This window comes from Nocardioides sp. (assembly GCF_044226305.1).
Taxonomy (GTDB): domain Bacteria; phylum Actinomycetota; class Actinomycetes; order Propionibacteriales; family Nocardioidaceae; genus Nocardioides.
Map to the genome: position 1 here is coordinate 180445 of NZ_JBGAHF010000007.1, position 19884 is coordinate 200328.

20 protein-coding genes are annotated in these 19884 nt (G+C 73.1%); 11 read left to right on the forward strand and 9 right to left on the reverse strand.

Annotation, left to right across the window (positions count from 1 at the left end; all coding sequences use genetic code 11):
* Window position 1: 1 nt before the first annotated feature.
* Genes ACILQ5_RS09740 through ACILQ5_RS09755 form a run of 4 tightly spaced genes read left to right on the forward strand, consistent with a single transcriptional unit; the run spans window position 2 to window position 3366 of the window.
* Window positions 2–1264, forward strand: coding sequence for a class I SAM-dependent methyltransferase (locus ACILQ5_RS09740; RefSeq protein WP_395657796.1), 1263 nt, complete (start codon window positions 2–4; stop codon window positions 1262–1264).
* A gap of 31 nt (window positions 1265–1295) precedes the next feature.
* A complete protein-coding gene (locus ACILQ5_RS09745) occupies window positions 1296–2069 on the forward strand; it encodes a siderophore-interacting protein (protein ID WP_395657797.1) in 774 nt (257 codons plus the stop codon).
* Window positions 2066–2983: a GTPase Era gene (gene era / locus ACILQ5_RS09750; protein ID WP_395657798.1), complete on the forward strand. Its 918-nt coding sequence runs from the start codon at window positions 2066–2068 to the stop codon at window positions 2981–2983. The genes ACILQ5_RS09745 and era overlap by 4 nt, the downstream gene beginning before the upstream one ends.
* The gene (locus tag ACILQ5_RS09755; protein ID WP_395657799.1) at window positions 2983–3366 is read left to right on the forward strand and encodes a nuclear transport factor 2 family protein; all 384 of its coding nucleotides are present in this window, start codon (window positions 2983–2985) and stop codon (window positions 3364–3366) included. Before era ends, ACILQ5_RS09755 begins: the two co-directional genes overlap by 1 nt.
* A 136-nt stretch (window positions 3367–3502) precedes the next feature.
* Here the strand turns inward: ACILQ5_RS09755 and ACILQ5_RS09760 are convergent, their stop codons facing one another.
* From ACILQ5_RS09760 to ACILQ5_RS09775, 4 genes are all read right to left on the reverse strand, one after another.
* Window positions 3503–4714, reverse strand: coding sequence for a DUF222 domain-containing protein (locus tag ACILQ5_RS09760; protein ID WP_395657800.1), 1212 nt, complete (start codon window positions 4712–4714; stop codon window positions 3503–3505).
* A 745-nt stretch (window positions 4715–5459) separates the two neighbouring features.
* Complete coding sequence (locus tag ACILQ5_RS09765; RefSeq protein WP_395657801.1) at window positions 5460–6350, reverse strand: NADP-dependent oxidoreductase; 891 nt, start codon at window positions 6348–6350, stop codon at window positions 5460–5462.
* Between the two features lie 10 nt (window positions 6351–6360).
* Complete coding sequence (locus ACILQ5_RS09770; protein ID WP_395657802.1) at window positions 6361–7206, reverse strand: septum formation family protein; 846 nt, start codon at window positions 7204–7206, stop codon at window positions 6361–6363.
* Window positions 7203–7988, reverse strand: coding sequence for a septum formation family protein (locus ACILQ5_RS09775; RefSeq protein WP_395657803.1), 786 nt, complete (start codon window positions 7986–7988; stop codon window positions 7203–7205). Before ACILQ5_RS09775 ends, ACILQ5_RS09770 begins: the two co-directional genes overlap by 4 nt.
* Before the next feature lie 99 nt (window positions 7989–8087).
* Between ACILQ5_RS09775 and ACILQ5_RS09780 the strand changes: the two genes are divergently transcribed.
* Window positions 8088–9314: a glucose-1-phosphate adenylyltransferase family protein gene (locus ACILQ5_RS09780; protein ID WP_395657804.1), complete on the forward strand. Its 1227-nt coding sequence runs from the start codon at window positions 8088–8090 to the stop codon at window positions 9312–9314.
* A 4-nt stretch (window positions 9315–9318) separates the two neighbouring features.
* On the opposite strand, the gene ACILQ5_RS09785 is transcribed toward ACILQ5_RS09780, so the two are convergent.
* The 3 genes from ACILQ5_RS09785 to ACILQ5_RS09795 are packed head-to-tail and all read right to left on the reverse strand — an operon-like array spanning window position 9319 to window position 11352.
* Window positions 9319–9804 (reverse strand): flavodoxin family protein, encoded by a 486-nt coding sequence (locus tag ACILQ5_RS09785; RefSeq protein ID WP_395657805.1) that lies wholly within the window; start codon window positions 9802–9804, stop codon window positions 9319–9321.
* A 4-nt stretch (window positions 9805–9808) separates the two neighbouring features.
* The gene (locus ACILQ5_RS09790; RefSeq protein ID WP_395657806.1) at window positions 9809–10516 is read right to left on the reverse strand and encodes an ANTAR domain-containing protein; all 708 of its coding nucleotides are present in this window, start codon (window positions 10514–10516) and stop codon (window positions 9809–9811) included.
* Entirely contained in the window at window positions 10513–11352 is an 840-nt protein-coding gene (locus ACILQ5_RS09795) for a sigma-70 family RNA polymerase sigma factor (RefSeq protein WP_395657807.1), read from the reverse strand. Before ACILQ5_RS09795 ends, ACILQ5_RS09790 begins: the two co-directional genes overlap by 4 nt.
* Before the next feature lie 239 nt (window positions 11353–11591).
* Here ACILQ5_RS09795 and ACILQ5_RS09800 point away from each other — a divergent pair, with 239 nt between their 5' ends.
* From ACILQ5_RS09800 to ACILQ5_RS09825, 6 genes are all read left to right on the forward strand, one after another.
* A complete protein-coding gene (locus ACILQ5_RS09800; RefSeq protein ID WP_395657808.1) occupies window positions 11592–12773 on the forward strand; it encodes a zinc-dependent alcohol dehydrogenase in 1182 nt (393 codons plus the stop codon).
* Window positions 12774–12816: 43 nt separating this feature from the next.
* On the forward strand, window positions 12817–13788 hold the full coding sequence (locus tag ACILQ5_RS09805) for an MEDS domain-containing protein (RefSeq protein ID WP_395657809.1): 972 nt from the start codon (window positions 12817–12819) through the stop codon (window positions 13786–13788).
* Between the two features lie 129 nt (window positions 13789–13917).
* Entirely contained in the window at window positions 13918–15654 is a 1737-nt protein-coding gene (gene leuA / locus ACILQ5_RS09810) for a 2-isopropylmalate synthase (protein ID WP_395657810.1), read from the forward strand.
* Between the two features lie 9 nt (window positions 15655–15663).
* Window positions 15664–16521: an alpha/beta fold hydrolase gene (locus ACILQ5_RS09815; RefSeq protein WP_395657811.1), complete on the forward strand. Its 858-nt coding sequence runs from the start codon at window positions 15664–15666 to the stop codon at window positions 16519–16521.
* A gap of 17 nt (window positions 16522–16538) precedes the next feature.
* Window positions 16539–17276, forward strand: coding sequence for a DNA repair protein RecO (gene recO, locus ACILQ5_RS09820; RefSeq protein ID WP_395657812.1), 738 nt, complete (start codon window positions 16539–16541; stop codon window positions 17274–17276).
* A 25-nt stretch (window positions 17277–17301) separates the two neighbouring features.
* Window positions 17302–18072, forward strand: a complete 771-nt coding sequence (locus ACILQ5_RS09825) for an isoprenyl transferase (RefSeq protein WP_395657813.1) — start codon at window positions 17302–17304, stop codon at window positions 18070–18072.
* Here ACILQ5_RS09825 and ACILQ5_RS09830 read toward each other — a convergent pair.
* Window positions 18069–18683, reverse strand: coding sequence for a response regulator (locus ACILQ5_RS09830; protein ID WP_395657841.1), 615 nt, complete (start codon window positions 18681–18683; stop codon window positions 18069–18071). The two genes, ACILQ5_RS09825 and ACILQ5_RS09830, sit on opposite strands and share 4 nt — an antisense overlap.
* 34 nt (window positions 18684–18717) lie before the next feature.
* Window positions 18718–19842, reverse strand: coding sequence for a MacS family sensor histidine kinase (gene macS / locus ACILQ5_RS09835; RefSeq protein ID WP_395657814.1), 1125 nt, complete (start codon window positions 19840–19842; stop codon window positions 18718–18720).
* Window positions 19843–19884 lie beyond the last annotated feature (42 nt).

Sequence of the window (19884 nt, forward strand, 5' to 3'; positions counted from 1 at the left end):
GATGACCATTGCCCAGGCCTTCGACAGGTTCCTGGTGGAGCCGCTGCCGTTGCGCTTCACGGCGTACGACGGCAGCGCGACCGGCCCCGAGGACGCGCCGTTCCAGTTCCACCTGCGAACCCCGCGCGGCCTGTCGTACCTGCTGACGGCACCGGGCGACCTGGGCCTGGCCCGCGCCTACGTCAGCGGCGACCTCGAGATCGAGGGCGTCCACCCCGGCGACCCCTACGAGGCGATGCGGCTGCTCCAGAAGGGGCTCAAGCTGCGCCGGCCGACCCCCGCGGAGCTGGTCGAGGTGCTGCGCTCGGTCGGTCTCTCCAGCCTCCGTCCGCCGGCCCCGCCCCCGCAGGAGGCGGTGCCGCGCTGGCGCCGGATGCTCGAGGGGCTGCGCCACTCGGAGGGCCGCGACGCCGAGGCGATCCACCACCACTACGACGTCTCGAACACCTTCTACGAGCACGTCCTCGGGCCCTCGATGACCTACACCTGCGCCGTCTTCCCGACCGAGGACGCGACGCTCGAGGAGGCCCAGGAGAACAAGTACGACCTGGTCGCCCGCAAGCTCGACCTCCAGGAGGGCCAGCGCCTGCTCGACCTCGGCTGCGGCTGGGGCGGCATGGTCCGGCACGCCGCCCGGGAGTACGGCGTGAAGGTGATCGGCGTGACCCTCTCGCGCGAGCAGGCGTCCTGGGCGCAGCAGCGGATCAAGGAGGACCGGCTCGACCACCTCGCCGAGGTGCGGTTCATGGACTACCGGCACGTCGAGGAGTCCGGGTTCGACGCGATCTCCTCGATCGGCCTCACCGAGCACATCGGGCTGAAGAACTACCCGTCGTACTTCGGCTGGATCCGCGACCACCTCAAGCCGCAGGGCCGGCTGCTCAACCACTGCATCACCCGCGACGACAACCTCAAGGACGGCAGCGCGGGTGCCTTCATCGACCGCTACGTGTTCCCCGACGGCGAGCTCGCCGGCTCCGGGACGATCGTCACGGCGGTGGAGAACGCCGGTCTCGAGGTGCAGCACCACGAGAACATCCGGGTGCACTACGCCAAGACGCTGGCCGGGTGGTGCCGGAACCTCCAGGAGAACTGGGACGACTGCGTCCGTGAGGTCGGCATCGGCACCGCCAGGGTGTGGGGTCTCTACATGGCCGGTTCGCGGCTGGCGTTCGAGCGCAACGAGATCCAGCTCCACCACGTGCTGGCCACCAAGACCGACGCGAACGGAGCCAGCGGCTACCCGCTCCGGCACACCTTCTGAGAGGAGGAGGCGGGCCCGATACGGTGGCTCGGTGAGCACCCGGGCCCAGCAGCACGACGCGCAGGTGCTGCGCCGCGAGCAGCTGTCCGACCACCTGGTCCGGCTGGTGCTCGGCGGCGCCGGCCTGGCGTCGTTCGCCTCCACCGGCGTGCCCGACGAGTGGGTGGGCCTGGTGGTGCCCGGACAGTTCCAGAGCCGCTACTACACGGTGCGCTCGTGGTCGGGCGGTGAGCTCGTCCTCGACGTGGTGGTCCACGACGTCGGCCTGGTGACCGAGTGGGCCCAGCTGGACGTGGTGGGTCAGACCGTGACGGTCACCGACCCGAAGGGCTCCTTCGAGATGCCCGCGGACGCGCGGTGGCTGCTGCTGGTCGGCGACCTCACCGCCCTGCCCGCGATGGCGCGGATCGCCGAGACCGTCGACGTGCCCACCCGGGTCTGGGCCGAGGTGCCCGACGAGCTCACCGGCTACCTGCCCGCCGGCGTCGAGGTCACCTGGCTCGACCCGCCCGCGGCAGGGGAGAGCCGGCTCGCCGAGGTCGTGGCGGGCATCGACTGGCCGGCCGGGCAGGGCTACTTCTGGATGGCCGGCGAGTCGGCGCAGATGCGGGCGATCCGCAAGCACCTGATGCGCGAGCGGCACCTGCCGTCGTCGGCGTACGACGTGATGGGCTACTGGCGCGGGGTGGCCCAGCGCCAGCCGCGTGCGGTCGACCCGGGGCCGGTGTGGCGGGCCGGCAAGGCAGCGGGGAAGACCGACGAGCAGATCTGGGCCGAGTACGACGAGGCGGGCGACCGGGCATGAGTGAGCACAAGAGCGGGTTCGTCTCCTTCGTGGGGCGGCCCAACGCCGGGAAGTCGACGCTCACGAACGCGCTCGTCGGCAGGAAGGTGGTGATCACCTCCGACAAGCCGCAGACCACGCGCACCGTCGTGCGCGGCATCGTGCACCGGCCGGACGCCCAGCTGATCCTCGTCGACACGCCCGGGCTGCACCGGCCGCGCACCCTGCTCGGCGAGCGGCTCAACGACCTGGTGAAGACCACGCTGGCCGAGGTCGACGTGGTCGCGGTCTGCCTGCCGGCGAACGAGAAGGTCGGCCCCGGCGACCGCTTCATCGTCAACGAGATGGCGAAGGTCAAGCGCACCATCAAGGTCGCCGTCGCGACCAAGACCGACCTGGCGACCTCGGAGCAGATCGGCTCGCACCTCCTCGACATCCAGCGGCTCGGCGAGGAGACCGGCGTCGACTGGGCCGAGATCGTGCCGGTGTCGGCGAAGTCCGGCGACCAGGTCGCGCTGCTCCAGGAGCTGCTGGTCGCGCTGCTGCCCGACGGTCCGCCGCTCTACCCCGACGGGGACCTCTCCGACGCACCCGAGGAGATCCTCGCGGCCGAGCTGATCCGCGAGGCCGCGCTCGACGGCCTGCGCGACGAGCTCCCGCACTCGGTGGCGGTCGTGGTCGAGGAGATGGGGCTGCGCGAGGGGCGCCCCGACGACAAGCCGCTGCTCGACATCCACGCGAACGTCTACGTCGAGCGCGACTCGCAGAAGGGCATCATCATCGGCCCGAAGGGGTCGCGCCTGCGCACGATCGGCACCACCGCCCGCAAGCAGATCGAGGCGCTGCTCGGCACGCCGGTCTACCTCGACCTGCACGTCAAGGTCGCCAAGGACTGGCAGCGCGACCCACGCCAGCTCCGGAAGCTGGGGTTCTGATGGACCGTCCCGCACCCGTCGCCGCCTGGCACGCCGTCGCCTCGACCCGCGACCCGGCCCTCCTCGACGACCTCCTCGCCGACGACGTCGTCTTCCGCTCGCCCGCCGTGCACACCCCGCAGGAGGGCAAGGCGCTGACGACGGCCTACCTCTCCGCGGCGATGGTCGTGCTCGGCCCGACCCTGGAGTACGTCCGCGAGTGGTACGCCGAGGACTCGGCCGTCCTCGAGTTCCGCGCCGAGCTCGACGGCCTGACCGTCCACGGCATCGACATGATCACCTGGGGTCCCGACGACCGGCTCACCGACTTCACCGTCATGGTCAGGCCCTTCAAGGGGTTGCAGAAGCTGATCGAGCTGATGGCGGCCGAGCTCTCCCGCTGACAGCGCGGGACGGGGCGAGCGCGAGGCTGCTGCCGCCAAGGCCCGCGCGCCGTCGGGGTCGGCGGGCTCGGGCCGCCGGAGGACCGCTCTGGGGACATGGGTCTGACCCCGTCGGCCGTGGCCGGCGGGGTCCGGGTCAGCAGATATGTCGCGCTGCTTGCTCCAGTGGTGGTTCGGTGACGAAGGGGCTGAGGTAGGTGCGGCCCATGGGGGTGGTCCACACGAACCCGACCCCGGTCACCCGCTGGTAGTCCCAGCCGGCGTGGGTCTTGAGGCGGTGGTGGGTCCGGCAGGCGGGCGCGAGGTTCGAGGACGCGGTGGGGCCTTCGGGCCAGGGGACCTGGTGCTCGGCGTCGCACCTGCGGGCGGGGCGGGTGCAGCCGGGGAAGCAGCACTGCCGGTCTCGCAGCCCGATCTGTTCCTTCATCACCTCGGTCGGCCGGTAGGTCTCGGTGGTCAGCTCGGCGTTGAGGTCGATCACCGGCCGGACCGTGACCTTGGTGCCGGCTCGCTGGCACCAGTCCTTCAGGTGCTCGGGGGTGATGGAGGACCGGGTGTTGTCGACGTCGACACTCGCCTCGCCGGGACGGACGTGGGCGTAGACCACCACCTCACGGGAGCCTTCACCGTCCGTCGCGCCGAGGAGGCCCGCGGCCATCGACCGGCGCACGTCCAACGGCAGGTCGAGGTCCAGGGTCGCGGCCGTCGCCTTGATCTGGGCTTCCAGCGCGACCGCGTCCGCCACGTCCAGCTCACCCTCCACGTGCACCAGGCCCTCGGGGGTGGCGTGGTCGAGATCGATGTCGAACCGGCGCCGCTCCAACGCGGCCACCCGGCGTTCCTCCGCCGCGGCGGGGTCGTGCTCGGCGCGGGCCTTCTCGACCTGCCGCTCGATCTCGGCGAACGAGCACCGGTGCGCACACCACGCCAACCGCTGGTCCACCACGGCTGCCGCATCGGCCGGGAGGCTGGTGGTCGCCTGGGCGACCTTGCGGGCCTTCCACACCGCCACCTCACCGGCCAGCACGCGCGCCCAGAGCCGCGGGAGCCGGTGCCGCAGCTCCACCGCGTCCCCCAGCAGGTGCCGCCCTGAGTCCGTCGTCCGGCCGACCGCGAGGGCGAACTCCGCGACCGCGGCCTCGTCGATGGTGGGGGCGCCGTCGCCGGCGATCTGCAGGTCCCGCATCCCGAACTCGATCGAGGTGTCCACCTCCTCGCCCGGGTGCAGGGCGACCCAGTCGGTGGCCAGGACGAGCAGGTCGATCTCGGCCTTGATCGCGACCCGGTGCCGGGCCTGAGCAGCGGTCAGCACCGACTCGCGAGTCAAGGTGCCGGCCTGCTGGTTCATGGGTCTACTCAAGCACTCGCCACCGACAGTCAGAGGCGAGAATCCCCTGTATCCACAGGGATCTGAGAACTTCTTTGGTAAAGATTTCGAGACCGCTGGGCCACCGCCCTGCCTTGCCTTCCGGGGTCTCGACGACGCTCGCTGGCGCTCGCTGCTCGACCACCGGCGAACGCGACCATGAGCCGGGAGGCGACCGTGACCCGGAGTCCGCCGTACCCCGCGTTGCTGCCTGTCGGTCGCAACCGCAGCGGACCGCGAGATGCCGACAGGCACCGCCCTGCCCACCTCCCGGGGTCTCGACGACGCTCGCTGGCGCTCGCTGCTCGACCACCGGTGACGACGTTCGCTGGCGCTCGCGGGAGAGACCACCGGTGACGACGCTCTCTGGCGCTCGCGGGAGAGACCACCGCGAGACCGCCGACCGCGAGCCGGGAAGCAATCGCGATCAGACGCCCGCCGTCCCCGCGTCACTGCCTGTCGGTCGCACCCCGAGAACACGGCGAGATGCCGGCAGTCACCGCCCTGCGCACCTCCCGGGGTCTCGACAAGCTCGACCACCGGCGAACGCGACCGTGAGCCGGACGACAGCCGCAACCCCAAGCCCGCCCTATCCGTCGTCGCTGTCATGTCGGCCGCAACCCAAGCGGGACGGCGAGATGCCGACAGCACCGCCCTGCCCACCTCCCGGGGTCTCGACGAGCTCGACCACCGGTCCAGCCGACGGCGAGCAGCCGGCAGTCGCCGGCTACGGCACCAGCGCGAGCTTCCCGCCCGGGTGCCCGGAGCGGATGAGGGCGATCGCGGCGTGGGCGTCGGCGAGCGGGAAGGTGCGGGCGACGGGGACCTCGAGCCTCCCGGAGCCGGCGAGCTCGACGAGCGAGGCGCGCACGGAGCTGCGGAAGGCCTTCGAGGCGGGCATGGTGCCGGCGATCGAGGCGAAGCCCTCGGCGGCGGCCCGGGCGCCGGCGGCGATGGTGACGATCCGTGACCGGTCGGCGACGACGGCGAGGGATACGTCCACGGCCTCGTCGGTCCCGACGCAGTCGAGGGCGGCGTCGACCGTGGACGGGAGCCGGCCGAGGAGCCCCGGCCCGTGGGCGACCGGCTCGCCGCCGTACCGGCGGACCACGTCGAAGCGCCCGGGGCTGGCCGTGCCGACGACGTGGACGCCGAGCAGGGCGGCCTGCTGCAGCACGCTCACGCCGACCGCCCCCGAGGCGCCGTGGACGAGCACGGTCTGGCCGGCCGCGGCACCGACGACGTGCAGCATCTCCGCGGCGGTCGTCCCCGCGAGCAGCAGGTTGGCGGCCGCCGGGAACGGCAGCGACGGCGGCTTGGCGAACACGTCGTCGGCGGGGACCGTGAGGGAGCTCGCCCAGCCGCCCTGCACCCGGAACGCGAGCACCTCGTCGCCGACCTCGAACCCGGCGTCGGGCCCGGCGGCAGCGACCACCCCGGCGACCTCGTAGCCGACGGGGACGGGGTACGACGCCGCGCGCGCCGGGTGCTTCACGTCGGCGGGGTTCACGCCCGCCGCGCGGACGTCGATGGTGACCTCGCGCGGGCCCGGCGCGGGGACCTCGTGCTCCTCCGGCTCGAACGTCGTCGGACCGGTGGCCACCCAGCGCTGCGCCATGGCCGCCACGTTAGTCGGGGGCCCAGCACCGCCCGAACGTCTGGCCGTCCCGCCACTGCTCGGCGGTCGGCCACTCGTAGCCCCACTCGTAGTCGAGCGAGTCGGCCGCGGCAGCGGCACCGGCGTCCTGGCACGGCGACTGGCCGGCCTCCTTGACCTTCGCCTCGCCCGGGTAGTCGCCCGCCGGGAAGGGCACGACCGCGATCGCGCGCCACGAGTGCTCCTGCGAGCACACGACGCGCTGGAAGTCCTGGGTGCCGGGCTGGGCGGTGCCGCACATCCCGTAGCGGTCCTGGCCCTCCTCGGTGTCGAGGACCCCCTCGACCGGTCCGGCGAGGGGGGCGAGCTTGCCGTCGGTCGCCAGGGCGACGGCGTCGCAGCGGTACCAGGTCGCCCCCGCGTCGGACTCCTCCACGGTGGGCGTGAACCAGACCGGGCGCAGCATGCTCAGCCGCCGGTCGTCGACGGTGCCGCCGACGAAGTCGGCGAACCGGCCCGGGCAGGTCGACGCCACCTGGGCCTGGACCCGGTCCGAGTCGACCGCGAGCAGGTGACCGTCGACGAGCGCGTCGACGGCGCCCACGGCGTACGTGACCGCGGTGTGGGGCTGCTTGCAGCTGACCCGGTCCTCCGAGGTCGTCGGCGCGACCGCCTCGTCGTAGGAGAGCGCGTAGCAGGCGCGCTCCAGCGGTGCCGGCGGCACGGTGGCCGGAGCGGACGTGGGGGACGCGGGGGACGTGGACGGGCTGGTCGGCGAGCCGGACGGCGACGGCGCGGACGACGGCTCGTCGCTCCCGCTGCACCCGGTCAGGACGAGGGCGGCCAGCGCGGCGACGAGCGCGACGGTGCGTCTCACTGGTCCGTCCTCGCCCAGCAGACCGACCGCCGGTTGCCCGCCTCCCACTCGGCCTGGTGGAACCAGGTGTAGCCGTAGTCGTAGTCGACGGGGTAGTTCAGCCACGCGCCGACCGACTTCGAGCAGAAGTCCCGGGTGGTCACCTCGACGAGCCGGTCGCCCGGGTAGTCGGCGTCCTTGTCGCCGAGCGAGACGAGGGAGATCGTGGTGACCGCGCGCCACTGGTGCGGCTCCGAGCAGGGCACCTTGACCGATCCCGACACGGTCGGGCCGTCCGCGCAGACCATCCAGTCGTCGGTGGGCCGGCCGAGGAGGAGTCCCTTGGCGCTGGTGGGGAGGTCGACGTACTCCTTGCTCTGCTCACCGCCGCCGACGACGTCGCAGCGGTACCACCGTGCACCGGCGTCCCATGCCTCCTTCGACGGCCGGAACCACGCCCAGCTGACGACGGTGCGCATCACGAGGCTCTCGTCGGCGCCCAGGAAGTCCTGGAAGGCCTTCGAGCAGGTCTCGTAGGCCCACGCGCCGAGCTCCTCGTCGTCGTAGTCGACGTCGTCGAAGCTGCCGGGCAGCTGGCCGACGGCGTAGGTCTCCGCGGTGTGGTCGTCGCTGCAGTCGACGGCGGCGCTGTCGTTGGACGGCTTCTCGACGTCGGCGGGTGCGAGCACCCGGCACGCCCCGAGGTCGGGCGCGGACGTGTCCGCCGGTGCGGGGTCGTCACCACAGCCGCCGAGGGTGCCGCCGAGGAGGACCGCCGCGAGCGCGAGTACGGCGAGGCGCACGCTGTCCCCTCCCTGGCTCGGCTCCGGACCCCGGCGGGGGTCGGCGCGATCGTACCGCTGCCGGGTGTGCCACCCACCGCCTCGGGGCACGGTGGACGCATGCCCCGACCCCACGTGCTCGCTCTCGTCCAGGCCGGCGGCTCCGGCGGCCGCATGGACGTCCTCACGCGGGAGCGGGCCAAGCCCACGCTGCCGTTCGCCGGCGTCTTCCGGCTCATCGACTTCCCGCTGTCCAACCTGGCGAACAGCGGGATCGACAACGTGTGGCTGTCGGTCCAGTTCCTCGGCGCCTCGATGGGGGAGCAGGTCTCCAACGGGCGGCCCTGGGACCTCGACCGCAACCGCGGCGGCCTGCGCCTGCTGATGCCGGAGCAGGGCACGGGGAGCACCGACGAGGAGGGCTTCGCGCGCGGCAACGCCGACGAGCTCTACCGGATCCGCGACCAGGTCGCCACGGACGCGCCCCAGGAGCTCGTGGTGTGCAGCGCCGACCACGTCTACCGCTTCGACTTCAACGAGGCGCTCGAGACCCACCGCCGTGCGGGCGCGGAGTGCACGGTCGTCACCGCGACCGTCCCCCTGCCCGAGGCGGTGGACCACGCGACGGTCGAGACCGACGACGACGGGCGGGTGACCGGGTTCGCGTACAAGCCCGACGACCCGACGACGGGCACCGTGGCCGCGGAGATCTTCGTCTACGACCCGGAGGTCCTGGTCGAGTTGCTCGAGGAGCTGCACCGCGAGCTCGGCGCCGACGCGCCCGAGGGCGACAGCGGTCTCGGGGACTACGGCGAGCATCTGCTCCCGCGACTGGTCGACCGCGGCAAGGTCGTCGCGCACCCGATCGGGGGCTACTGGAAGGACCTCGGGCAGCCGCACAAGTACGTCGCCGCGCACCGCGACGCGCTCACCGACGACCTCGGGGTGCTCGGCGACCTCGACTGGCCGATCCAGGGCCACCACCTGCACCGCCCGGCAGCAGGGGTCCTGGACGGCGCCGAGGTGGTCGACAGCCTGGTGAGCCCGGGCAGCGTCGTGCGCGGCCGCGTGGTCCGCAGCGTCCTCGGCCCCGGCGTGGTCGTCGGCGCCGGGGCGACGGTGCGCGACAGCGTCGTCTTCGAGGGCACCGTCGTCGAGGACGGCGCCTGCGTCGAGCGGGCGGTCGTCGACCGCGACTGCGTGATCGCGGCCGGCGCCGAGGTGGGCAGCGCGGACACTGACCTCGACGACCCCGACGCCATCACGCTCGTCGGCCGCGGCTCGCGCGTCGGCACCGGCACGGTGCTGGGCTCCGGCGCTCGGCTGGAGCCCGGCACCACCAGCTGACGGGTCACATCAGCAGGGCCGCGAGCGTGCCGCCGAGCTCGTACGCCGCCGCCTGCTGCTCCGCACCGACGTCGCCGACCACCTCCAGCACCTCGGCGGCCTGGGCCCACGGCAGGGCGCCGACGATCGAGAGGACCGAGCGCACCGCACCCGTGGTGTCGTACCGGCCGTGCACCCACAGGCCGAACGGCTTCCGGGCGGCAGCCGTTCCTCCGGCGGCGGACCCGTCGTCGGTGAGCGCTCCACCGGCCTCGAGGAAGATCGTGTCGAAGAAGTGCTTGAGCGCGCCGCTCATGTAGCCGAAGTTCGCCGTCGTCCCCAGCAGGTAGCCGTCCGCGCCGAGGACGTCGGACGCGGACGCCTCCAGGGCGGGGCGGACCACCACCTCGACGCCCTCGACCTGGTCGTCGTGGGCGCCCGCGACCACGGCGTCGGCCAGCGAGCGCACCACGGGTGTGGGGGAGTGGTGGACCACCAGCAACCTGGCCATGGGGTCAGGCTGTCACCTCGGGCTCGTCCCCGGGGAGGCGGCGGGTCTCGGTCACCGTCCGAGCGACGTCGCGGAGCTTGAGGTTGTGGTCGTTCGAGTAGCGGTGGAGGACCTCGAAGGCCCGTTCGTAGGAGATGTCGTACCGGGCGGCGAGCACGCCCTGGGCGATCCCGATGACGTGCCGGGTCTCGAGGGCGGTGCGGAGGCCGGTGACCAGCCGGGCCTTGCTCATCGCCTCGGTGGCGTGCGCCGCGAAGATCAGGGCGATGTCGGCGGTGTCGCCGTCGAAGTTGTGCGGCTGCTCGCCGTAGAGGTTGAGCGCGCCGAGCGTCTCCTCGGCCGTCGACAGGCGGATCGCCATGGCGGACACCACGCCGGCCTGGCGCGCCTCGTCCGCCCAGCGGGGCCACCGCCGGTCGGTGCTGACGTCGTGGATCACGACGTTCTCCCGCTCGAACGCGGCGTCGAGGCACGGGCCCTCCTGGAGGGCGTACTGCACGGCGTCGAGCCGATCCACCAGGCCGTCGGTGGCCGCGACGGTCTCGGCGCGACCCCGGCGGCGGCGCAGCGTGATCCCGGCGTGCACGCACCCGGGGATCGTGTCGGCGGCGCGCTTCACCACCGCGTCGAACGTCAGCTCCTCGGTCGACTCGCCCATCAGCTCGCCACTGATCTGCGCGAACTGGGCGGCGAGCCCTCGGTCCTCGGTCATCCGGCCTCCTGCAGCTCCTCTCGCAACGAGCGGAGGATGCGGGTCAGCAGCCGCGACACCTGCATCTGCGTGACGCCCAGCTCGCGGCCGATCTCCTCCTGGGTGCGGTCCTCGAAGAACCGAAGATAGAGGATCCGCTGGTCCCGCGCGCACAGGCGTCCGACCACCGGGGCGAGCGTCACACGGGCCTCGGTGGCGTCGGTGTCGTGGTCCTCGTCCGGGATCAGGTCGCCGACCGCGGCGGACGCCTCACCGCCGGTCGGCTGGTCGAGCGAGGCCGGGCTGAAGCACCCGAACGCCGCCAGCGCCTCGTGGTACTCCTCGATCGGGAGGTCCAGGTCCGCGGCGACCTCGGCCCCCTCGGGCTCGCGGCCCAGCGTGTGGCTGAGGCGGTCGACCGCCTGGTTCACCTGCCACTGGTTCTCCTGGATGCGTCGCGGTGGCCGCACGGTCCAGCCGTGGTCGCGGAAGTAGCGCTGGAGCTCGCCCCGGATGGTCGGCACCGCGTAGGTGAGCAGGTCGTTGCGCAGCGTCGGGTCGAAGCGCATCACCGCCTTGGTGAGGCCCTCGAAGGCGACCTGGTGGAGGTCCTCGAGCGGGACGCCCCGGTTGCGGTAGCGCGAGGCGACCGCCTCGGCGACGCCCCGGTTGATGACGATGACCCGTTCGCGCAGCGCGGTGGCCCGGTCCGGGTCCGGGCAGCCGTGGGCGGCGCGCAGCAGGTCGGCCGTCTGCTCCGCGCGCTCGGCGCGGCTGAGGCCGCAGTCCGGGTCGGCGGTGCTGATGACAGGTGTCGCCAGGGGTGTGGCGACCGGTGTGGGAAGCGTGGTGGACATTCGGGGCGACTCCATCCCGCGAGCGATGGGTGCCTTGCCGTCTGCTCCAGCAAGGGAGGTCGTCCGGTTCTCCCTTGCGACGCTACCTCCCGGTGCTGGAGAGGCAAGGACGCGAGATCGGGCGTTGGTCGGCTCGTACCCGGCCGGGAGCGGGCCTAATCCGTTTCCCGGGTGGGTGCCCGGGTACCGGCGCAGAGCACGGCGAACCACGACGGGCGGACGACGGAGGAGATCTCGGCATGCAGGCAGTGACGTGGCAGGGCAGGCAGGACGTCCGGGTCGAGGAGGTCCCCGACCCCGTGATCCAGGAGCCGACCGACGCGATCGTGCGCATCACGACGACCGGGCTGTGCGGGTCGGACCTGCACCTCTACGACCCGTTGACGCCGTTCATGACGCCGGGCGACGTGATCGGCCACGAGCCGATGGGCATCGTCGAGGCGGTCGGCGCGGAGGTGCGGGACCTCGCGGTCGGCGACCGCGTCGTCGTCCCGTTCAACGTCAGCTGCGGGTCCTGCTGGATGTGTGACCGCCACCTGTACAGCCAGTGCGAGACCACCCAGAACCGCGAGCACGGGACCGGCGCCAGCCTGTTCGGCTACAGCAAGCTCTACGGCCAGGTCCCGGGTGGCCAGGCCGAGCTCCTCCGGGTGCCGTTCGCCGACTTCCTCCCGGTCCCGGTCCCCGAGGGCCCGCCGGACGAGCGCTTCCTCTACCTCTCCGACGTGCTGCCCACGGCCTGGCAGGGCGTCGAGTACGCCGCCGTCCCGGACAGCGGCACCCTGCTCGTGCTCGGCGCCGGCCCGATCGGCGACATGGCCGCCCGGATCGCGATGCACCGCGGGCATCGCGTCGTGGTGGTCGACCGGGTGCCCGAGCGCCTGGCCCGGGTCGCCGCGCGCGGTGCCGAGACCCTCGACCTCGGCGCCGTCGACGACGTCCCCGGTGCGGTGCGCGAGCTGACCGGGGGCCGTGGCGCGGACAGCGTCATCGACGCGGTCGGCATGGAGGCGCACGGGTCACCGCTCGCGGAGGCCGCGCAGAAGGGGCTCGGCCTGCTGCCCAAGCGGGTCCAGGGCGCCGTGATGACCCGCGCCGGCGTCGACCGGCTCGACGCCCTGCTGACCGGGATCGAGTCGGTCCGGCGAGGCGGCACGATCTCGATCTCCGGCGTGTACGGCGGCGCGGCCGACCCGCTCCCGATGATGCAGCTCTTCGACAAGCAGCTGCAGCTGCGGATGGGCCAGGCCAACGTGCGCGCCTGGTCCGACGACATCCTGAAGCTGCTCGGCGAGGACGAGGACCACCTCGGTGTCGAGACGTTCCACACCCACGCCCTGCCGCTGTCCGAGGCGCCGGCGGCGTACGCGTCGTTCCGGGCCAAGGAGGACGGCATGGTCAAGGTCGTCTTCAAGCCCTGATGCACGCGGGGACCCGGCCGGCGCCACGACGTCGCCCTCCGCCATGAGTCGCGAGCTCGAGCACGACGCCCTGCTCCACGACGGGCCGGACCACCTGGCCTCCGTCGGCAGGTCCTTCGTCCGGGACGGGCTCGCCCGAGGCGAGCACGTCCTGCTCGTCTGTGACGGGGACGCGCCGGCCGACCCGCTGTCGGCGCTCGGCGCCGACCTCGGCGACGGCGGTCGGGTCGAGGTGCTGCCCCGCTCCGAGCCCCCGCTGAAGGTCGCGGCGGTGGTGGACCGCTACCGGCGGTTCGCGACCCGTGCTCGCTCCGAGCACGCTCCCGGCGCCCGGGTGGTCGGGACGGTGGCCACCGGGTCGGACCCGGAGTCGCTGCGCCGCCTGGAGCTCCTGGAGACGATGTGCAACCTGGCCCTCGGCGGACTGCCGCTCTGGGCGGTCTGCGCCTACGACCTGAGGACGACCTCGCCGGAGGTGCTGGGCGCGGTCGGTCGGACCCATCCGGTCCTGCGGCGCGACGGTCGCCGCGACGCCAACCCGGGGTACATCGGCCCGTCCGGGCGGCTCGGCGAGCTGCAGCTGCGGAGGGTGCCCGGGGTCGACCCGGTCCTCGACCTCCCACGGCTGCACACGCCGGGCGACGTCATCGGCGCCCGACGTCGCCTGCGCCGCGTGCTGGAGCTCAGCGGCACGTCGCCGGACGTGCGCGACGCGGCCGTGATCTCCGTCGGGGAGCTCACGGCCAACGCCCTCGTCCACGGCACCTCCCCGGTCGCCCTGGCCGTCTGGGTCGAGCCGGACCGGGTCGTGTGCACGGTGAGCGACCGCGGTGGCGGGACCGCCGATGTCGGCGTCGGCTACGGGCGGGAGGACGAGACCGTGCCGGGGGTGCTCGGCCCCTCGGGGCTCTGGCTGGTCCGGCGGCTCGTCGACGACCTGTCGCTGCACCACCGGGCGGGATGGTTCGTCGCACGGATCGAGATCGGGGTGCCCGCCGCGGACGCGATCCGCTAGGGTGGCCGGGTCATGACGCGCAGCCTCCTCCTTCGCTGCCGCAGCGAGGTCTGAGCCAGAGCCGGACCCCCTCGCTGCGGAGTGAGTGCGTGCGCCGGCCTCACCGACCAGCACCCGAGGCAGGACCCCATGACGATCGCCAACCGAACGCCGCAGAAGCCCAGCGGCATGCCGTACCACCGCTACCGCCCGTTCCCCCCGATCGACCTGCCCGACCGCACCTGGCCGTCGGCGGTCATCACCGAGGCGCCTCGCTGGCTCTCCACCGACCTCCGGGACGGCAACCAGGCGCTCATCGACCCGATGACGCCTGCGCGCAAGATGAAGATGTTCGAGCTGCTGGTGCGGATGGGCTACAAGGAGATCGAGGTCGGGTTCCCGTCGGCGAGCGAGACCGACTTCTCCTTCGTGCGCCAGCTGATCGAGGGCGACCACATCCCCGACGACGTGACGATCTCGGTGCTCACCCAGGCGCGCGAGGACCTCATCGAGCGCAGCGTGCAGTCCCTGGTCGGCGTGCCCCGGGCCAACATCCACCTCTACAACGCGCTGGCGCCGCTGTTCCGCCGGGTGGTCTTCCGGGCCAGCAAGGACGAGATCAAGGACATCGCCGTGCGCGGCACCGAGATGGTGATGAAGCACGGCGACGCCTACCTCGACATGACCGTCATCGGCTACGAATACAGCCCGGAGATCTTCACCAGCACCGAGCTGCCGTTCTCCGTCGAGGTCTGCGAGGCCGTCTCGGACGTGTGGCAGCCCGACGACGACCGCGAGATCATCCTCAACCTGCCGGCGACGATCGAGGTGGCGACCCCGAACGTGTACGCCGACCAGATCGAGTGGTTCGGCCGGCAGCTGACCCGCCGCGAGAACACCGTCATCTCCCTGCACCCCCACAACGACCGCGGCACCGCGGTCGCCGCCACCGAGCTGGCGATGATGGCCGGCGCCGACCGGGTCGAGGGCTGCCTGTTCGGCCACGGCGAGCGCACCGGCAACGTCGACCTGGTGACGCTGGCGATGAACCTCTTTAGCCAGGGCGTGGACCCGATGGTCGACGTCTCGGACATCGACGAGATCCGGCGGACCGTCGAGTACTGCACCAACCTGCCGGTCCACCCGCGGCACCCGTACGCCGGCGACCTGGTCTACACGGCGTTCTCCGGCTCGCACCAGGACGCGATCAAGAAGGGCCTCGAGGACCTCGACCGGCAGGCCGCCGAGCAGGGCGTCCCGGTCGAGCAGCTGCCCTGGGAGGCGCCGTACCTCCCGATCGACCCGCACGACGTGGGCCGCACCTACGAGGCGGTGATCCGCGTCAACAGCCAGTCCGGCAAGGGCGGGGTCGCCTACATCCTCAAGGCCGAGCACAAGCTCGACCTGCCGCGCCGGGCCCAGATCGAGTTCAGCCGGGTGGTGCAGGAGCGCACCGACGCCGAGGGCGGCGAGATGACCCCCGACGAGATCTGGGAGGTCTTCTCGGCGGAGTACCTCGACCCCGAGTCGCCGCTGAAGCTCAACTCGGTGCACACTTCGTCGGCTGCGGGCCAGAAGGACGCGCTCGACGTGAACGTCTACGTCGAGGGCGAGCTCACGACGCTGCACGGCGAGGGCAACGGCCCGATCGCCGCGTTCGTCAACGCGATCAACGAGCTGCCCCAGGACTTCGACGTCCGGGTCCTCGACTACGCCGAGCACGCGCTCTCCGCCGGCGGGGACGCGCTCGCGGCGGCGTACGTCGAGTGCCTGGTGCGCGACACGATCTACTGGGGCGTCGGGGTCGACGCCAACATCGTCACCGCGTCCCTCAAGGCCGTGATCAGCGCGGTGAACCGGGCCCCGCTCGGCGCGGCGCGGCCGTAGGGTCGACGCATGCTGGTGTCGGAGCGGATCGGGCAGTACTTCGTCGAGTCGGAGTCCGGTCGCGACCGGCTGGAGTACACCGAGTACGGCGCGGGTGACGCGTGGGTGGTTCTGCTGCCCGCCGAGCTCGCGCCGCGACGGATGCAGCAGCCGCTCGCGCACGCGCTCGCCGCGGAGGGCCTGCACGTCGTCACGCTCGACCTGCTCGGGCACGGCCGCTCGGACCGTCCGGACGACCCGCACGCCTACTCGGTGACCGAGTTCGCTGAGCAGGTCGTGGCGCTGCTCGACCACCTCGGCGCCCCGCAGGCCGTGCTCGGCGGCGTCTCGCTGGGCGCCAACGTGGCGCTCGAGGTGGCGGTGACCGCCCCGACCCGGGTGCGGGGGCTGATCGTCGAGGCGCCGATCCTCGACCACGGCGTCGAGGCGAGCATCGTCGTGTTCGCCCCGCTGCTGCTCACCGCGCGGTTCCTGCCGCTCTCGGTCACCCTGCTGCGGCGGCTGACCCGGCCGGTGCCGCGCGGGGTCGTCCCGTTCTGGGCGGGCGTCGCGCTCGACACCTGCGACCAGCGCGCCGGCGCGCTCGCCGCGCTGCTGCACGGGCTGTTCTTCGGCCGCGCGGCGCCCTCGGCGAAGGAGCGCCGGCGCATCACCGTCCCGGCCCTGGTCGTCGGCCACCCGTTCGACCCGGTGCGCCCGATGGCGGACGCCGTCATGCTCGCCGACGAGCTGCCGAAGGGCACGCTGGTGCGGGCCCGGTCCGCGCTGGAGTGGCGGGTGAGCCCCGAGCGCCTCGACCGGGCCGCGGTCGGTCTCGCAGTCGGGTGCTGGAAAGGCTCGCGTCGGCGCCGTCGTACGGGCACCTGACAGGCAAGATAGGCAGCGTGCTCTACCGCGACGAGGCGATCGTGCTCCGCACCCACAAGCTGGGTGAGGCCGACCGCATCATCACGCTGCTGACCCGCCAGCACGGCCGGGTCCGTGCCGTCGCGCGCGGCGTGCGCCGGACGACGTCGCGGTTCGGGTCGCGGCTGGAGCCGTTCACCCACGTCGACCTCCAGCTGGCCGAGGGTCGCAGCCTCGACACGATCACCCAGGCCGAGACGCTGACGCCGTTCTCCAAGGGTCTCGGCCTGGACTACGACCGCTACACCGCCGGGACCGTGATGCTCGAGACCGCCGACCGGCTGGTGCCCGAGGAGCGGGAGCCGGCGGTGCAGCAGTTCCTGCTGCTGGTCGGCGGGCTGCGGGCGATGGTCGCCGGCGAGCACGGGCCGGGCCAGGTCCTCGACTCCTACCTGCTGCGCTCGCTCGCCGTCGCGGGCTACGCGCCGTCCTTCGACCACTGCGCCCGCTGCGGCTGCCTCCCCACGGCGACCGGACCGCACCGGTGGTTCAACCCGGCGATGGGCGGGATGGTGTGCACCACCTGCCGGGTCCCGGGCTCGGCCAGCCCCTCACCGGACACCGTCCTGCTGCTCGGTGCGCTGCTCGCCGGCGAGTGGGAGGTCGTCGACAGCGCGCCCCCGCGCACCCTCAAGGAGGCGAGCGGCCTGGTGGCGGCGTACCTCGCCTGGCACCTCGAGCGCGGCCTGAAGTCGCTCGTGTACGTCGAGCGGTGACGCGCGCGCACTAGGCTCCTCGACCGTGAGCCGTGCCGTCCGACCACCGACCCCCCATCCCTCGGGTGCCCGGCCGCCGGCGATCCCGAAGGAGCTGGTGCCGCGGCACGTCGCGATCGTCATGGACGGCAACGGCCGCTGGGCCAAGGAGCGCGGGCTGCCGCGCACCAAGGGCCACGAGCAGGGTGAGCACTCGTTGTTCGACGTCGTCGAGGGCGCGATCGAGATCGGGGTGAAGGCGATCTCGGCCTACGCGTTCTCGACCGAGAACTGGTCGCGCTCCCCGGAGGAGGTGCGCTTCCTCATGGGGTTCAACCGCGACGTGATCCGCCGCCGCCGCGACGAGATGCACGAGCTCGGCGTCAAGGTCCGCTGGGCAGGCCGGGCGCCGCGGCTGTGGAAGTCGGTCATCAAGGAGCTCCAGGTCGCCGAGGAGCTGACCCGCGACAACGACGTGCTCACCCTCACCATGTGCGTGAACTACGGCGGTCGCGCCGAGATCGCCGACACCGCACGCGCCATCGCCCGCGAGGTCGCCGCCGGCCGCCTCGACCCGGAGAAGGTCGACGAGAAGGCGTTCGCGCGGCACCTCTACGTCCCCGAGGTCGCCGACGCCGACCTGGTCTGGCGGACGTCGGGGGAGCAGCGGCTCTCCAACTTCCTGCTGTGGCAGGCGGCCTACGCCGAGCTCGTCTTCACCGACGTGCTCTGGCCCGACGTCGATCGCCGGCACCTGTGGCACGCGGTCGACCTCTACGCCCGCCGGGACCGGCGGTACGGCGGGGCGCAGGGCTAGCCGTCCTCGTCGAGCCCCTGCTCGATCGCGTAGCGGGTCAGCTCGACCCGGTTGTGCATCTGCAGCTTGCGCAGCGTGTTCTGCACGTGGTTCTGGACCGTGCGGTGCGACAGCACCAGCCGGTCGGCGATCTGGCGGTAGGACAGCCCCTTCGCGACCATGCGGAGCACCTCGGTCTCGCGGTCGGTCAGCTGCGGCTCGTCCGGGTCGCGCTGGAACTCGCCGAGGACCAGCCCCGCGAGACCGGCGGTGAAGACCGGCTCGCCCTGCGCGACGCCTCGGACGGCGGCGAGCAGCTCCTCCCGCGACGCGGACTTGACCAGGTAGCCGGTGGCCCCGGCCTTCACGGCTGCGAGCACGTCGGCCTGCTCGCCGGAGGCGGACAGCACGAGCACCCGGACCTCGGGGTCCTGCCGGACCACCTCCGCGGTGACCTGGACCCCGTCGGGGGCAGGGATCTGCAGGTCCAGGACCAGCACCTGCGGCCGGGCGGCCCGGAACCGCGCCAGCGCCTCGCGCCCGGAGGCCGCCACCGCGACGACGTCGTACCCGGCCTGGGCCAGGTCGCGCTCGACCGCGTCGCGCCACATCGGGTGGTCGTCGACGACCATCACCCGCACGGCTGCCTCCTGCTCGGTCACGTGGTCATCCTCCGGTCCCGGGTCGGGGGACGACGAGCTCCCACTCGGTGCCGTGCGGCCCGGTCTCGAGCAGCGCGGTCCCGCCGAGGTCGGCGATCCGTCCGCGGACCGACTCGGCGACCCCGAGCCGCCCCTGGGCCGCGGCCTCCTCGAGGCGGCCGGCGGGGATCCCCGGACCGTCGTCGCGCACCGTGAGCTCGACCCGGTCGGGGAACGCCTGCAGCAGCAGCCACGCGGGAGCGTCGTCGCCGACGTGCCGCCCGACGTTGTCGAGACACGCGCTCGCCGCGGCGACGAGCTCGTGCGCCGTGGCCGCCGGCAGCTCGACGGGGTACGCCGGCGCGGAGACGGTCACCCCGGGGCGCGCCCCCAGCCGGCTGAGCTCGGCGGCGACGTCGACGACGTCGCCGGTGGTGGGCGGGTCCTCCTGGGCGCGGACCAGCGCACGCAGCTCGCGCTCCTGCTCGCCGGCCAGCCGTCCCAGCTCGGCCCCCTCGCCGCCCAGCTCCCGGCCCCGGCGCTGGACGAGCGCGAGCACCTGCAGCACGCCGTCGTGCACCGCGCGGGCCAGCCGCGCGCGCTCGGCTGCGACCGCCGCCGTGCGGAGGGCGGCGTCGCGCTCGGTGGCGAGCTCCTCCAGGGTCGCGACCACGTAGCCGACGGTCGGCCCGCCGATCAGGAGCAGGAAGGCGTTGCCGTAGTCGGAGGCGTCGACGTCCTGCCGCAGCAGGTCGGACCCGGCGAGGACCACGCCCGCGACCAGCCCGCCCACCGTCCGGTAGCGGATCGCCCACGCGACCAGCGCGGCGATCACCCAGAACCCGGGGAGGCTGGCGTCGCCCCCGGTCACGACCGGCGAGATCAGCAGCAGCCCGGCAGCGAGGGCCAGGTCGGTGACGAGCAGGGGAGCGGTGCGACGCCGCCGGTCGGCGTACGCCCAGGTCGCGAACGCCGTCCACAGCACCATCAGCACGACGCAGGCCGCCCCCAGCCCGGGTCGGGCGTCGGCGTCGGAGCGGTGCACGGCCAGCGCGACGGTGTTCACCAGCAGCACCGGCCGCAGCACCGCGAGCGCCCGGAAGAGCCGGTCCTCGACGGCGATCGCGGCGGGGCTGGACCACGGGCTCACACGGGGAAGTCTCGCACCGACGGGTCGTCGGGCTGAGTATCC